Source organism: Magnetospirillum sp. UT-4 (assembly GCF_902729435.1).
Taxonomy (GTDB): domain Bacteria; phylum Pseudomonadota; class Alphaproteobacteria; order Rhodospirillales; family Magnetospirillaceae; genus Magnetospirillum.
This window is the reverse complement of sequence record NZ_CACVCG010000082.1, coordinates 1-13,991: the sequence shown is the minus strand read 5'-3', so window position 1 is coordinate 13,991 and position 13,991 is coordinate 1. Positions and strand designations below refer to the sequence as shown.

The following is a 13,991-nucleotide window of genomic DNA, read 5'->3' as shown; positions in this document are numbered from 1 at the left end:
ACGGGGAAGGCACGCGAAGAGGCGGGGACGGCCGGCCCTACCGCACCGGTGAACATCTGTCCCCCCGTCGAGGAGAGCCGCTGCAATGAATACCCTGATGCCTCGCGGCCCGCTGGCGCCGACCAATGAGAACTTCGCGCGCCATGCCATCGAACCCATGACCCGGTGGCTTATCCAGGCGGCGCTGAACCAGACGAAAGTCACCTATGGCATGGTCCAGAGGCGGCTCGGTGCCGAGTATGGCTTTTCGACCGGGTACCGCGCGACCCGCCTTGGTTGGCCGGCGGGGAAGTTGATGGAGGACATCCTTGGGGTGCGGGCGGATGCGCCGCTGTTGAACGTGCTTCTGGTGCGCCAGGATACGGACCTGCCGGGAGCCGGTGCCGGGCCATTTCTGGCGCACAGGTTCCGGCAACCGAAACTTCAGAAAAAGGAGGCATGGAAAAAGCCGCATTGGCGGGAATATTGCGAAACGGCGGCCCGCGAAGTGTATGCCTTCGCGGACTGGGGGACGGTCTACAGCAAGCTTTTCGGGCGCGACCTGGTCGAGGACGACGCCGACGCGTTGGGCGCGGAACAGGACGGCCTGGTCTTCGGCCGGGGCGGTGGCGAAGGGGCGCGTCACAAGGCGTTGCGCCTGTGGGTCCAGGCCAATCCCCACATCGTCTTTCCCCGGCTTGATGTGCGGCGCGCGGGAACGGAAGTCGTCCTGAAATCCGGCGACCGGGTGGACGTGGTCTACTTCGCACCGGACAGGACCGTCGCCATCGAGGTCAAGTCGCGCGATTCCAACCCCCTCGACCTGGAGCGCGGCCTGTACCAATGCCTGAAATACCGGACGATCCTGGAGGCGCAGGATATCTGCCGAAATCACCCGGTCGCGGCCTGCCTGGTCACCGAGATGCCCCTACCCGGCGATCTCGATATCCTGCGCAAGCGCCTGGGTGTCTCTCATCAAATCCACCGTGTCCGGCTGCGCACATAGGGGGCTAACGCGATAGGGACGGTGGCGGCGCGGCGGGCAGCACCTGGCCGAGGACACCGAGCAGCGCGTCTTCCGCCGGGGTGGGAGTCCGGTGGCCCCAGAATCCCGCTTCGGGCAGGTCGCCGCCGCAATAGCCGCCCGGGAACGCGGCATCGAGGGCGACGACGGCCGCGCCGATGCCGAAGAAATCCACCTCCGCCGGACACAGGATCAGGACGTTGGCGATGGCGCCATCGTCCGGGGCGATGCGGTCCATTACCGTGGCGGTGCGGTCATGGGGAAGGCGGACGACCAACAGGCGGCCGTCCAGGTGGCGTTCCGCCCGGGCCAGGGCGGCCAAGGCGTCCTCCTCCTCGGCGGCGGTGATGCCTTGGGCGCGGCGGTCGGCCTGGCGGATGGCGGCGATTTCGTCCGCCGTCGCGCCGATGGCGCGCATGGCACGGACATGGCCGCGATCATTGGCGGCAACCAGGGCGAGATGGCGGGTCCAGCGCTCCGGCGGCAGGCCGAGAAGGCGGAACACCTGTTCGAGGGCGGTCGGGGCATGGCGCCCGGCAGCCGGCCCGTGATGGTCGACCACCACCGCCGCCGGCGGCAACGGCCGATCTAGGGCGAGCTCGACCAGGACCGGCACCTGGCCGGGGCCCAGTCCGGCCAGTTCGGCGGCGTAGTCGGACAGGCGCGCCCCCCAGCCGAGCCCGCCATCGCGCACGGCGGCGAGACCAAGGGTGTCGGCAACCAGATCGCGGATGGTCGCCATCTCGAGATCGCGCCCGCCCAGGAAGAACACCAGATCGCCGTCTACCGCTTCCATCCCCGCCACGCCCACACCTTATTGACCAGCCAGGCCAGCAGGCCGAGCACCACCGCCGTTCCGGCCAAGGTTAGCAGGACGTCGGGGATGTCGGCGACGATCCATTTGGCCTCGTCCTTGCCCTTGATCAGGATGTTCATGCCGAGAAAACCGGTGGCGACGGCCGGAATGAGGCCGGTGACGGCGATGCGGTTCAGCCGCTCCGCCTCGTCGGCCCGCTTGCGTTCGGCGCGGCCGTCGAGAAAAGCGGCCAGGCCTTGGGCCTCGCGCATGACCGCGTCGTGCAACCCATCGACCCCCAGATGGCGGCGCCAGCGCGCGTGGATCTCGCGGGCCTGGACGTGGCCCGAGACCTGGGGGAACCATGTGCGGTGGGTGAAGGTGATGACGTCGGCCAGGATTTCCGCGGCCGGCTCGCGGTCGTCCATGCGTTCGACCGCGCGCGCCAGCCGATACGACAGGGTCAGCAGCGCGGCGGTCTGGACGTGGGCGATCAGGCCCATCTGGAAATAGTGGCGGCGGACGTGGTCGACGACCACGTTGGCGAAAAACGGATCGCCGCCATTGCCGATGGCGACGAAGCCGTGACCCGACATCAGATAGCGGGTGGTCTTGTCGTTGGCGGCAGGGTCCCAGAAGGCATCGTAGCAATAGGCGTCGTCGAAGGCGGAAGGAAAGCCGGCGCCATAGGGACGCGGGCTGTTCCCCGCATCGTCAAGCATGGCCAGCCGGACCCAATCGCCCTCGGTGATGGTGCCGGCATCGTCAATGGCCACGAAGGCGATCACCGGAATACGGTCGTCGACCACCTGAAGCCAGCGTGGCCCGTCGGTTCCGCCGTCGAAAACCAGAGGCGCCAGGATGTCGCGCCAGTGGCCGGCCACCGGCGGCTGGCCGCAGCATTCGATATGGGCGGTGCCGTCCGCCGGCGTCGGCATGCAATGCCACCGCTCGCCGCCGTCGCCGATCCATCCCACCATCCGCGGCGCCAGCCCGGCGCCCCCCTCATGCCAATAGGGCGGATAGGCGCGGCGGAACCTTTCCAGGATCACCTGGGCATGGGCCAGGCTCATGGGCTCTTCGGTCCCGGCGGCGGTCTCGATCATGGCCGGGCGGACAGCGCCCCGGCGGACCGAGCCGGCCGAGACCTCGAGCGCCAGGACCGCATTGCCGCTGTCCAGGACGTACAGATTGCAGCGATCGACCGCCAGCCGTACCCGGAACGGGCCGGTCACGTCGTTGCACAGGCACAATTCCACCGCGCGCAGGCCCAGGCGGCGGTACAGCCGCATCGGCGCCGCGTCGCCCTCGCCGTACAGGAACCGGCGGACGAACGGGTGGAAGTAGACGAATTCCTTGTATTCGGCCTCGGACGTCGTCGCCCCGCCGGGGGCGAGGTGACCCAGCAGCCGTTGGACCGGCTCCCACCGGCGGTCGGCGTCAAGGGCGCCGATGGTCGCGGCATGGCCCGCGGCGACCTCGCCCTTTCCCGCCCGGCAATCCAGGTCCAGCCGCAGCGGCCACACCAGGATCTCCCGGAACTCGCCGACGATGATGGCCGAAGCCCGCCGATCCGTCATCCCGCCCCCCGTTGCGCCGGCCACCGCCGCGAGAGTAGCGCCAGCCGGATTTCGCCGCAACGGGGCGCCGGGTCGGAATGGAAGTTCAGGGCCGTCGGTCAGGGCTAGTCTCAATCCGCTCCCATTCGCGGATGCGGCCCAGGCCCCAGATCACCTCCCTCCCGGCTGGTCTGACGGGTCTCAATCCGCTCCCATTCGCGGATGCGGCCTAGGCGCGGGACCGCGTGGCGAAGCTGCCCGGGCCGGATGTCTCAATCCGCTCCCATTCGCGGATGCGGCCTAGGCCGACGCGCGAGCCCTATTGGCTGGCGCTTGACGGGTCTCAATCCGCTCCCATTCGCGGATGCGGCCTAGGCCTGGCCGAAATGAACCTGGCTGCGAGCCGAGCGTCTCAATCCGCTCCCATTCGCGGATGCGGCCTAGGCGCGGTCGCCGAGGGGGTGCAGCCCTGGGCCGATGTCTCAATCCGCTCCCATTCGCGGATGCGGCCTAGGCCTGCTGGACGCACTGATTGCTCAGCACCACGAGTCTCAATCCGCTCCCATTCGCGGATGCGGCCTAGGCTCCCCCCGTTGGAGGCTGCTGTCAAGGCTGTTGAAAGAGGGACGGTTTCCACCTGGTCTGTGGACAGTTCCTGAGAATTCCGGCGCGCAAACGCATCGTTCCGCAAAAAGTGACAAATACAGTTTAGAATTCAACATGGTACAAAAATTCCACGGGGTTCTGACGGGTGAGGCCGCCCGGGGGGCGTCGCCAACCCTCCTACCGCCGCCGCCCTTGAGGAGGCGGCGGGCGGGTGGTTCGGGGGGCGGCGGATTCGGGACAAGCCGGCAGCAGGCGCGGGTGGGCATAGGCGGGACAGGGAGGGGTGTCTCCGGTCAGGGGCTTGACCGCCTTCTTCAGTTTGGCGAACGGTCCCGGCCCGGTCATGTATTCGAGATCGGCGGCCTCGCCGGGCCGGCAGGCGGCCAGGAAGTCGCGGATGGTGGCGCTCCGCCTCCAGGCGGTGCCGCCCATGCGGGTCTCGAAGGCGGCGAGGAACGGGCCCGGATCGTCGATGGTCACGGTCTTGGCGCCGGGGGCGTTGGGGCGCAGCGCCAGGGCCAGCCGTTCGACGCGGATCTGGCCGGCGCCGAAGGCCTTGGCACGGCCCAGCATGTGGCGATGGGCGGCGGGGTCGCCGCCATGGGTCAGAACCCACAGCACGGCGCCGATTTCCGATTCGGTGACGTTGTGCAGGCGGATGGTGCTGCGGAATTCCATCTCGCCGCCATCCGCCGCCACCAGGAAACGAAGGCTGGTCCGGATGCGGTCGTTCTCGCGGTTATCGCTGTTCATTTGGCCGCCCAGCCGCGCCCTGATGTCGGCCCAGGCATCGTTGGCGGTGGTTCCGGGGCGGTAGCGCGGCAGGTAGCGCTTGCGGCCGGCCAGGGTCACGTCCCCGGCGCTGTAATCCTTGATCCCTCCGGCCAGGTAGAACGGCGCGAACGACGCCCTTGGCCCCATCATCACCGTCGGCGTCGCCTCGGCCTGGGGCACGACCGGGGTGACGAAGGTGGCGAACGAGAAGGCCAGCTTGCCCTTGCGGGCCAGCGCCGCCGGCTTGGCGCCGGGCCCGGCATGGGTGAAGCCGTCGCCCTCGAGGACATAGCCGAACAGGTTCTCGACCAGGTCGATCTTGTCGGCACTGCCATCGGTGGCGACCGGACGGGTGCGGTGGCAGGCGATCCGTTCGGCGATGTCGGCGACCGAGTGCTTGTGCGGTACCTTGAACAGGCGGGTCAGCCCGAAGGCGAAATCGTCGGCGTTGGGCGTGCCGACATGGAACACCGGCACCCGGCCGCCCTGTTCGACAATCCGCTCCAGCACCTTCCACGATCCGTCGGCGACCAGCTTGTTGCGGGCGGGCTTGCAGTTGAGGCGGCGAAAGGTCGCCCAGGCCTTGGCGGTCAATTCGACGACCTCCGCCTGCTCGGAGTGGAACACGTACTCGACCTTCTTGCCCGATGCCCGCCAGGCCGCTTCCGATGGCGGCTCCTTGCCCGGCGGCACCCGGTCCGAGAACACCAGCGCGCCGCTGATCGGGCCGTTGGCATCGATGGTCAGCACCTGCTTGCCGTTGTGCTCCCCGCCCGGCGAAAACCGCTTGGTGATGCCGAAATCGATCACCTTTCCGCGCGCCATGCCGGCGCTGGCGTATTTGTCGCCAAGCTTCCAGCCGACCCAGTCCCACGGGGCGGCAGGGCCCAGGAAGGGCAGGTCGGCGATCATCGCCTGCGCCCATGCGCAGGGGACGATCTCGTAGCCGCTGTGGTCGGGATCGCTGGGGCCGCCGGCCCGCTTGCGCAGCCATCCGGCCCCGACTTCGTCCACCTTCGAGACCGGAAAGCCGTCGCCCTTGTATTCGGGGTGCTCGAAATCGCGCAGGCCGTAGCGGTGATGGCCGTTGATGCGCGACAGCCGGGCGAAGGCCACCGATTCCATGGCGTTGCGCAGCATGCCGCGCAGGCTGGAGCCAGGCACCGTCCACTCGCCGGCCAGACGCATGGGACCGACGACGTCGCCGTTGCGACCCTCGGCGGCGCCGATCAGCAGCGGCGTTTCCGCCACCCAGGTAACCTCGATGGCGCCGCAATAGCCGTCGGGGATGGGTTTGTGACGCGGGCCGCCCTCGGCCGGGGTGGCGTATTCGACCCGGTCGTTGAGGGCGACGAAGCGGAACGGCGCCTTGCATTGGTCGGCCGAGCAATCCCGCTTGGCCGGACGTTCGTTGACTTGCGCCCGCTGCCGCGCGGCGGATGCCGGGTTGACCACCGCGAAGGCGGCGCGGATCGCTTCCTCCTCCTCGCCCTCTTCCAGCATGGTCTCGACGACGAAGTTCAGATCGGTGTTCTTCCGCATGGCGCGGATACGCTCGACCAGATCGCGATCAGCCATGGCCCGCCTCCTCGTCGGTCACCGTGAACCAGCCGAAACCCTTGTTGACGCCATGGCCCAGCATCAGCCCGTCGTCCTTGATGTCGTCGAGCAGCCGGGCCAGGAACGCCCGGTCGTCGTCGTTGCCGCGCCGGTCCAGCCGCAGGCCGACGCGGTATGCGCAGCCGGCGAAGGCCTGGGTGGTGAACAGGGCGCCGTCGAGCGGCGCCATGGAGAACTGGTCGAGGGCGACGGTGGTGATCTCGACCCGCTCGCCGGCCTTCAGGCAGGTGATCGCCTCGATGCCCAGCACGCCGCGGAAGCCGTTGACGCCGAACAGGCGCTCGGTGGCGGTCAGGGTCTTGCCGCCACTGCCGTACACCTTGTCGCGATCATCGACGGCGCCGGTCTCGATGGCCTCGAGCCAGGCGGCCCGCTCGCGCAGGGCGCCGGTCAGGGCGCTGCCGGCCAGCACCGGCCGCCCCTGGCGGTCGAGCAGGGGCGACAGCGGTATCGGGTCGTCGCCCTCCTGGCGGACCCGGCCGCGTTGCCGCGTCGATGAATCCAGCGAAAGGTACGGGCCGCGGCAGCTCAGGCGCAGCACGGCATCGGCCGGCCGGGGGGCGGCGGCGGCGGCAATCAACTCGGGGCGGTCCAGCGAGACCAGCCGCAACCGCCCGAACCCACACCACCTTGCCGCCAACCGGGGCCTCGGCGGCCTGCTGGCCGGCGCGATCGACCGCCTTCTGGTCCTCGCAATCGAGCAGGGCGCCGAGCTGGTTGCCGACGAAGGCGCCGGCGGCGGCGCCGAGCAGCGCGCTGCCGAACTTGCCCTGGCCCTTGCCGAACAGCAGGCCGCCGGCGACGCCGCCGACCACGGCTCCGATGGCGGTGCCGCCGACCTTGCAATCGGTGTCGAAGGCCGTCTCGGCGGTCTTGCACCCGGTCAGCGTCAGCATGGCGCAAAGCGCTACCGTCAGTGTCTCCGTTCCAATTCCACTCACCTGCGCCTCCGCAGCCATAAGGTCAATTCGACCTATTATGCCGATTCGGCCTATCCCGCTCAACACCGGAGGTGTCGAGTGGGCCAGAAGGACAAGTTCGACCCGCTCTATCGAGCGCTCGTCGATGGCTTGATAAACGCGAGGAAAGCGCGCGGCCTGACCCAGGCCGACGTGGCGGCGCGCATGGGCACCGACCAGTCGCACATCTCCAAGTTCGAGCGCTACGAGCGCCGCTTGGACGTGGTCGACTTCATCCGCTATTGCCGCGCCATCGAGGCCGACGCCCCGGACGTCCTGCGCCATCTCATCGACGACAGGAACGATCTGTCCTAGCCGACCAGGCTTCTGGCTCCCTCTTCCCCGACCCTGCGGCAACCGGGGCGTGTCTCCCGGCCGGAATGGGCTTGCATTTCCCGGTGCGCGGCCCATTGTTGTGAGGATCGCTCACGGGATGACGCATCCATGGACAAGACCCAGCGCCAGGCCATCAAGACCGCCATCGAGACCTTCACCGTCCGCGCCACCAAGACGGGCGCCATTGCCCGCGAAACGCTGGTCAAGGAGGGCATCTACCTCACGAGCGGCAAGCTGGCCCCCGAATATCAGCCCAAGCCGGCGCGCAAGACCGCCTGACGCAGGCATCGGTGGCCCGCCTCCACACCTCCTTTGTCCTCGGATATCATGGCTGCGACCGCGCTGTCGGCGAGCGGGTGCTGGCCGGGGAATTGTCCCTGGCCCACAGCGAGCGGGACTACGACTGGCTCGGACCCGGCGTCTATTTCTGGGAAGCGGATCCGCGGCGGGCGCTCGAATGGGCCACCGATCGCAAGGCCAAGGGCGATTACGCCGACCCCTTCGTCATCGGCGCCGCCATCGACCTCGGCAACTGCCTCGACCTGATGGCCCGCGACAACCTTGACCTTCTCGCCGGCGCCTATGCGTCGCTGAAAAAGCTGCACGACGAGGGCGCGCTGGAGGCGATGCCGAGCAACGTCCTCGGCCCGGACAAGCTGCTGCGTTACCTTGACTGCGCGGTGATCCGCCACTTGCACTACATCGTGGCCGAAACCGGCCTGCCGCCCTTCGACACCGTGCGCGGCCTGTTCACCGAAGGCGAACCGGTGTTCCCCGGCAGCGGCTTCACCCGCAAGACCCACGTCCAGATCGCCGTCCGCACCACGGAGAGCATCAAGGGCTTCTTCCGCGTGCCGCAGGCGGCGTTCGAGGAGTAGCGACCTCAACAGTCCCACCACCTGGAGGGCACGGGCGACGGTCGGGCCGTCATCGCCTGCGGCCGTGGTCGTGATCTCGCCCATACCCCTGCATTCCCCGCGGCATTACGCCCGCTGACACGGCGTTTTCGCCGCTTGTCACGGCCGGGGCGGGCGAAGTCACAGCAGTTTCCCTCCCAGTCACGCCATTTCCAGGCACAGTCACATCCCATTCCGCCGGGATTCGCGCAAAATCACAGGACGGCGGAGTTGGGGGCGAGGGAATCCAAGGCGTTCACGTCGCCTATTCGATTAGCAGGAATAGCAAAACGTAACACAGACATCGTGCGTTCCCGCCGTTAAGCTCGCCAATGCGGGGGAAGAGATGATCGAGGACGACGACGAGCTTTGGCGGACGAAGATGGGGCGGGTGTCCGAGTGGGACGCCCGCATCGCCGAGCGGCTGTTCCGTCTACGGAGGCGTCGGCAGGCCTCTTCGTTGAGCCCGCGGGCCTTCGCCTGGCGGACCCGCCATGCCGACCGCTCGTGGCGGCTGAATGACGGGCCGCAGGTGGTGGTCAAGGCCGCCGGGTCCCGCAAGAGCCGTTCGGGCGTCTACGCCTGTGTCCGCTACGTCGCCCGCCTGCGCACAGGGGATGACACGCCGGCCCGCACCTTCGACCAATTCGGCCGCGAGCTTTCGCCTGAGCAGGTGATGCGGGCGGTGAAGGCCTGGGACCTGGAGGCCGATGGCGACAACCTCTCGGCTGCGGCGCGGCGGGGCGGCGCGGAGGGACTTGGCGAGCGGCGACGCCTGCGCAACGTGCAGGCCTGGCACTTCGTGTTGTCCGTCGTGGCCGACAAGGCCGACGCGGAAGCGCTGCTGCGCGCCGCCGCCGCGACCGTCGATGCGGCCTTCGCCCGCGTCGGTCACCGCGCCATCTGGGCGCTCCACACCGACTGCCCCGGGCGTCCGCATGTTCACGTGGTGGTGAAGGCGGTGTCCGAGTTTGGTGGCCGCCTGCGCTGCGACATCCACGGCGACCTGTTCGACAATCTGCGGTGCGAGTTCGCCGCCGCCCTGTCTCTGGCCGGCTTGCGCTTCCAGGCGGCGCGGCGGGAGGACCGCGCGGATGTGCGGGTGCTGATCGTGACCGGCCAGGAGCGGCTGCGGCCTGTCTGGCACGGCCGGGGCGACGGCGACCTGGTGCGCCGCGCGCCGGCGTGGTTCGGCCGCTTCGGGGTCGAGTACGTCGAGCGGCTGAAGGGCGTCGCCGAAGAAGTCCCGCAAAAGCCGCGGTGGTGGCAGGTGTGGCGCCGCGAGCCCAAACCCGCGCCTCAGCCGCGCATTCCACCCGCTTACGCCGAAGCCTTTGCCGAATGCTCGAGCCTTTACCGTGATCCCGCCCGTGCGCTGGGGGCGTGGCAATGGCTGGCGGTGGAGGGCGCCCGCATGCGCCCCAGCGGCGAGGCGGTCTTTCCCAATCGCCGGCTGGCCGAATGGTACGCAACCCATCGCCCGGAATACTTCGGCGCCCTCCTGCCTGGAGCGAAGCCGGGCAAAGCCCTGCGGGGAGTATTACGGGCCGCGCGGCTGCCGATACCGGCACCGGCCCCAATGCCTCGGATCGAGCCGGCGGTGGTGCAGGACGTCACCCAGCTGCGATGGCGTCGGCAGGTTGACCGGGACCGCAAGGGGGTGGTGCGCAGCCTGGAGCGGCTGGCGGCGATCGCCCTGCAGCGGTTCGACGACGAGGGGATGGCCGAACGCCTGTTGCGGCGCCTGGATGCCGATCTGTCCTTGCCCATCGGGGCGGCACCACCCAGGGAGGCGGATGCACGCCCCATGGTGGAACGGCCTACGCCGGCCCGGACGGCACCATCACGACCGCTTCCGGCACGGCCCGAGGACCGGCCGGCACCCGAGCCGGCACCGGCATCCGCGGCGCCGTCCCGCCCGGCCCCTCAGCCCACTGTCCGGCGGGTACGCCGGGGCTCGATGGAGCGCTAATTTGTTTTCCCGTTCAGCAATTCCCTGAGTTGGGTGATTTGGCGGCGCAGATCTTCGAGCACCTCCTCGGGCTGCTTCCCTTCCAGCAGGCAACGATGGAGGGCTCCGGCAATCCGATCCAATTGGGTGGCACTCTCCTTAAGTCCGGGGCTAGGTACCCACAAGGCAGAGGCGGCAGGGTTGGTGATTGCCGCTTCGAGTATAGACCTGACTCCCTGGCTCACGGTACGCGCCCCAAGCAGGGGCAGACAATGGCGCAGGCGCTGCTTCAGTTCAGCAGCGCAGCGGAACTGCACGGTTTCGGTCTTGATTGGCATGCATCCCCCTGTCTCGCTGGAAAGGCCAGCAAGTGAAATGCGAGGTTTGACATCGAACAATACGGAGAGGTCGTGCCCCGGGGGCGTCGGCGGCTATCCGCCGCCGGCAAATGGACAACCAAGACAGCTTTGGCTCTCGACGCCGTAGAATCGGCGAACCCAGCCGCAATCCCGGAGGACGCGTACCCCTCGGCCACCCGGCAGCGTGGTGCGTGGCGGACCCGCGCCGGTGGACCAAATACGGTACAAGGTCGGCCGCGGCAGGCTCGCAAGTGCGACAAAGTCGCGGATGGATGTGACTGGCGGCAATTGGCAATGGGGCATGGCGGGCGGACCTGACTGCTGATTGGCGATAATGTCCTGCGGCCAACCATCAGCGTCAAGTCAATAATAGTCCTCAACGCAGGCGTATTCACAAGTATAGAAAGGCCAATGTTCAAAAATCGAGAAGTTTTCTTCGGATTTTTTGCGCTTCTCGACCGCAAGTCGTTGATGTCTCTACCACGCAATTTTCTTATGACGACCTGTGAGTCAAATCCACACCCATACTTCAGGCATATTCACGTAAGCAGCAACCCAAGCCTCGGAAACCCCTTCCGGATCGTCTCTGCCACATAGGACGGCGCCAAATGGGCGTAGTGCTTCTCAACCATTCTCGTATCGCTATGTCCAAGCTGAGCAGCAATCACCACCAACGGCGTGCCGCGCATCGCCAGGTGCGATGCGTGGGTGTGGCGCAAGGCGTGGAAGGTGACCGACGGGACGATGCCGGCCGCAGCGCATGCGTCGCGGAGCGGGCGGCATTGATGAGACTTGCCCCAGGCGCCCCCGCCTGGCTTGGTGAACAGCAGGTCACCGTGGGCCTTGTCGGATACGGCCTTGGCGAAAAAGTCCTGCCCCTCCTCGGTCAGAACGACATGGCGCGACTTGCCGGATTTGGCCTCGGCGACCAGCAGCGTGCCAGAGTCTGCGTTGACGTCCCCGACACGCAGGCGGACGAGCTCGCTGTATCTACACCCGGTGAGAATGGCCGCCTGCACCAGCAGCCGGAACTCCGGGTCGCAGGCTTCGGCCAAGGCCCGGCACTGCCCTTCGGACAGGTAATGGACGCGGGCGGCATCGACGGCGCGAAAGGGCTTGACCCGCCGCCAGCAATCATCGCTGGCGATGCGCCCCTCGGCATAGGCATGGTTCAGTGCGGCCTTGAGAACTGTCAGCACCCGGTTGGCCGAGCTGCGCCGCCGCCGCTTCTCCTCGTCGGTCCGGGGAGCGGGGCGAAACTTGGACGCCTTTCCCGGAGCCCGCCGCAGCCGGGCCGGTGCCGCCGCAAGCTTTTCATGAAACTCACGGATCTGCGCCGGTGTCAGGGCGGACACTTCCACCGACCCGAGTGCCGGCAGGATGTGCCCGTCGATGGTGAAGCGGGTCGCCTCCACGCTTTTGCGGTGGCTGCGATACCAGTCCAGATAGTCCCTCATCACATCGGCGACGGTGTAGCCCCGCGTCTGTGTCGCCGGCAGGCCGGCCAGACGGCGGGTCTGGGCCAGGAACCAATCCCGCGCCCGCTCCTGCGCCTGGCCGAACGAGAACACCGACAGCCCGTCGGCGTCCCGAATGTCGTCGGCGGCGCCGATGACCTGCTCGACATAGCGGCCGTTGCCCACGGATAGCCGGGCCCGCCACACCCCACCGCGCTCGCCCTTGCGATAGCCGATGTGGCAGCCGTTATCGATCACCCGCCAATAGGGCTTGTGGCAGACCTCCAGCCGCGCCCTCGCCGCCCGGGTCTCCAGCTTGCTGTCACGCACCGCGCGCCCCATCTCACTCTCCGGTCTTACCCAATTCGTACCTAAAATACGGTCGGAATCGGGCTGAGACAAGGGGAGATCGCAAAGCGCGTAAGCCCATAAAACTGTGTAATTTCATGTCGTCTCAGGCTGTCTCAGGCCATACACGTTATATCTCTCTCACGGCGGCGACCGGGGTTCGAATCCCCGTGGGGACGCCAATTCTCTAAGGCGCTGATTTTCCTACAGAAATTCGCCTGTTGTCGACAGCCCTGTTGTCCATGATGTACAACATCAGACATGGGCAAGCGACCAATGCGCGAAACAGACTACCTATTCCAGCCCCGTGGCGAGGGCACCGGCTGGTGCTTTCGCATGGCGACCCCCAAGGTGCTCGTTGGGAAGGTCAATGCACGGCTTACAGCGAAGGCGCGAGAGCGCAACCCGGCTGCACCTGAGATCACCTACAAGTCCGAGATCAGGGAAGGACTGGACACCACCGACCGGGCACGGGCGCGGGAGAAGCGCGACGTAATCCTAGGCCAGATTAGGGCCGAAATGCTGGCGGTAGCGGCGAGCGATGCAAACGACTACGCCAAGGCAATGGAGCACGCGGCGGAACTGCGACGCATCACAGACCCGGAAGTGCGAGATGCGGTCATATCTGCGGAGATTGAACCGCACGCAGAACGCATCGAAGCGGCGGCAGGATTGAGGGCGGCAAAGGAATGGTATTCCGTTGCGACCGGGGAAGGCACGCCGCTATCTAAGGTGTATGAACGGTTCTTAGCTGAATACGCCAACAGCCGTTCAGTGAGCTACAGGAACAACCTTCGCACTGCGTATAATGAGTTCAGCACCAGCATATCGGGTGATAACAGACCAATCCACACGATAGGCCGAATGGAAGTTGGTGACTTCCTCAATGTGTTCTTGCGTGACAAGGACAATGGGCTGGCGACCATACGAAAGAAGGCGTCACAACTGGCGCAGATTTGGACATGGGCCAGAGGGCGCGGATATCTCGACAGGAAGGCCGATAACCCTTGGGAAGAACAGGCCCCGTCGAAGAAGGATGTGGAGGCCGACACTAGCCGTAACCGCCGCATCTACACCCCCGAGGAGGCCCGGAAGTTACTCGCTGAGGTACCAGCGGGGACGGCCCTTGGTGACGTTATACGGGTGGCCTTGTTGACGGGCGTGCGGCTGGAAGAGGTGGCGAGCCTCGACGCAGCCACAGTAGACCCGACCATGCAGGCGTACACCATTCCCGAGGGTAAGACGAAGAACGCCGTCCGGTTCATTCCGCTGGTAGGCATGGCTTGGGATGTCATCAAGGCGCGGCTGGACACGCATAAGGCCGGTC

Annotated in this window: 12 protein-coding genes, 1 pseudogene and 1 CRISPR repeat array; of the genes and pseudogenes, 6 read left to right on the top strand and 7 right to left on the bottom strand. The window is 67.2% G+C overall.

Annotated features, from left to right (window positions below; genetic code table 11):
- Positions 1 to 85: 85 nt before the first annotated feature.
- Complete coding sequence (locus MTBUT4_RS12025) at positions 86 to 985, top strand: hypothetical protein (RefSeq protein ID WP_173979937.1); 900 nt, start codon at positions 86 to 88, stop codon at positions 983 to 985.
- A 4-nt stretch (positions 986 to 989) separates the two neighbouring features.
- On the opposite strand, the gene MTBUT4_RS12020 is transcribed toward MTBUT4_RS12025, so the two are convergent.
- The 5 genes and pseudogenes from MTBUT4_RS12020 to MTBUT4_RS19510 all read right to left on the bottom strand — a co-directional run.
- A complete protein-coding gene (locus tag MTBUT4_RS12020) occupies positions 990 to 1,799 on the bottom strand; it encodes a hypothetical protein (RefSeq protein WP_173979936.1) in 810 nt (269 codons plus the stop codon).
- The gene (locus MTBUT4_RS12015; RefSeq protein ID WP_173979935.1) at positions 1,787 to 3,379 is read right to left on the bottom strand and encodes a hypothetical protein; all 1,593 of its coding nucleotides are present in this window, start codon (positions 3,377 to 3,379) and stop codon (positions 1,787 to 1,789) included. Before MTBUT4_RS12015 ends, MTBUT4_RS12020 begins: the two co-directional genes overlap by 13 nt.
- A 107-nt stretch (positions 3,380 to 3,486) precedes the next feature.
- Positions 3,487 to 3,943: direct repeats of the CRISPR family, unit length 37 nt; unit sequence GTCTCAATCCGCTCCCATTCGCGGATGCGGCCTAGGC.
- Between the two features lie 198 nt (positions 3,944 to 4,141).
- Positions 4,142 to 6,316 carry an RAMP superfamily CRISPR-associated protein gene (locus MTBUT4_RS12010; protein WP_173979934.1) on the bottom strand — a complete coding sequence of 725 codons (2,175 nt, stop codon included), beginning with the start codon at positions 6,314 to 6,316 and terminating at the stop codon, positions 4,142 to 4,144.
- Positions 6,309 to 6,968 (bottom strand): RAMP superfamily CRISPR-associated protein, encoded by a 660-nt coding sequence (locus MTBUT4_RS12005; protein ID WP_254434844.1) that lies wholly within the window; start codon positions 6,966 to 6,968, stop codon positions 6,309 to 6,311. The genes MTBUT4_RS12010 and MTBUT4_RS12005 overlap by 8 nt, the downstream gene beginning before the upstream one ends.
- 109 nt (positions 6,969 to 7,077) lie before the next feature.
- Positions 7,078 to 7,254, bottom strand: a pseudogene (locus tag MTBUT4_RS19510) (glycine zipper 2TM domain-containing protein); the annotation flags it as partial.
- Positions 7,255 to 7,377: 123 nt separating this feature from the next.
- Between MTBUT4_RS19510 and MTBUT4_RS11995 the strand changes: the two are divergent.
- The 4 genes from MTBUT4_RS11995 to MTBUT4_RS11980 all read left to right on the top strand — a co-directional run bounded on the left by MTBUT4_RS11995 (position 7,378) and on the right by MTBUT4_RS11980 (position 10,521).
- On the top strand, positions 7,378 to 7,632 hold the full coding sequence (locus tag MTBUT4_RS11995; protein ID WP_173979931.1) for a helix-turn-helix transcriptional regulator: 255 nt from the start codon (positions 7,378 to 7,380) through the stop codon (positions 7,630 to 7,632).
- A 129-nt stretch (positions 7,633 to 7,761) separates the two neighbouring features.
- Positions 7,762 to 7,932 (top strand): hypothetical protein, encoded by a 171-nt coding sequence (locus MTBUT4_RS11990; protein WP_173979930.1) that lies wholly within the window; start codon positions 7,762 to 7,764, stop codon positions 7,930 to 7,932.
- A gap of 11 nt (positions 7,933 to 7,943) precedes the next feature.
- Positions 7,944 to 8,531, top strand: coding sequence for a hypothetical protein (locus tag MTBUT4_RS11985; RefSeq protein ID WP_173979929.1), 588 nt, complete (start codon positions 7,944 to 7,946; stop codon positions 8,529 to 8,531).
- 364 nt (positions 8,532 to 8,895) lie between these two features.
- Positions 8,896 to 10,521 (top strand): relaxase/mobilization nuclease domain-containing protein, encoded by a 1,626-nt coding sequence (locus MTBUT4_RS11980; RefSeq protein WP_173979928.1) that lies wholly within the window; start codon positions 8,896 to 8,898, stop codon positions 10,519 to 10,521.
- On the opposite strand, the gene MTBUT4_RS11975 is transcribed toward MTBUT4_RS11980, so the two are convergent.
- Together MTBUT4_RS11975 and MTBUT4_RS11970 are read right to left on the bottom strand one after the other, a co-directional pair.
- A complete protein-coding gene (locus MTBUT4_RS11975) occupies positions 10,518 to 10,838 on the bottom strand; it encodes a hypothetical protein (RefSeq protein ID WP_173979927.1) in 321 nt (106 codons plus the stop codon). The two genes, MTBUT4_RS11980 and MTBUT4_RS11975, sit on opposite strands and share 4 nt — an antisense overlap.
- 560 nt (positions 10,839 to 11,398) lie before the next feature.
- Entirely contained in the window at positions 11,399 to 12,658 is a 1,260-nt protein-coding gene (locus MTBUT4_RS11970; RefSeq protein WP_173979926.1) for a site-specific integrase, read from the bottom strand.
- A 342-nt stretch (positions 12,659 to 13,000) separates the two neighbouring features.
- On the opposite strand from MTBUT4_RS11970, the gene MTBUT4_RS11965 reads away from it, so the two are divergent.
- Positions 13,001 to 13,991 (top strand): hypothetical protein (locus MTBUT4_RS11965; protein WP_173979925.1); only part of this gene is annotated, 991 nt, incomplete at its 3' end.

Coding starts and splice junctions, on each gene's coding strand:
- MTBUT4_RS12025 (WP_173979937.1), top strand. CDS start 86: ATGAATACCCTGATGCCTCGCGGCCCGCTGGCGCCGACCAATGAGAAC.
- MTBUT4_RS12020 (WP_173979936.1), bottom strand. CDS start 1,799: ATGGAAGCGGTAGACGGCGATCTGGTGTTCTTCCTGGGCGGGCGCGAT.
- MTBUT4_RS12015 (WP_173979935.1), bottom strand. CDS start 3,379: ATGACGGATCGGCGGGCTTCGGCCATCATCGTCGGCGAGTTCCGGGAG.
- MTBUT4_RS12010 (WP_173979934.1), bottom strand. CDS start 6,316: ATGGCTGATCGCGATCTGGTCGAGCGTATCCGCGCCATGCGGAAGAAC.
- MTBUT4_RS11990 (WP_173979930.1), top strand. CDS start 7,762: ATGGACAAGACCCAGCGCCAGGCCATCAAGACCGCCATCGAGACCTTC.
- MTBUT4_RS11980 (WP_173979928.1), top strand. CDS start 8,896: ATGATCGAGGACGACGACGAGCTTTGGCGGACGAAGATGGGGCGGGTG.
- MTBUT4_RS11975 (WP_173979927.1), bottom strand. CDS start 10,838: ATGCCAATCAAGACCGAAACCGTGCAGTTCCGCTGCGCTGCTGAACTG.
- MTBUT4_RS11970 (WP_173979926.1), bottom strand. CDS start 12,658: ATGGGGCGCGCGGTGCGTGACAGCAAGCTGGAGACCCGGGCGGCGAGG.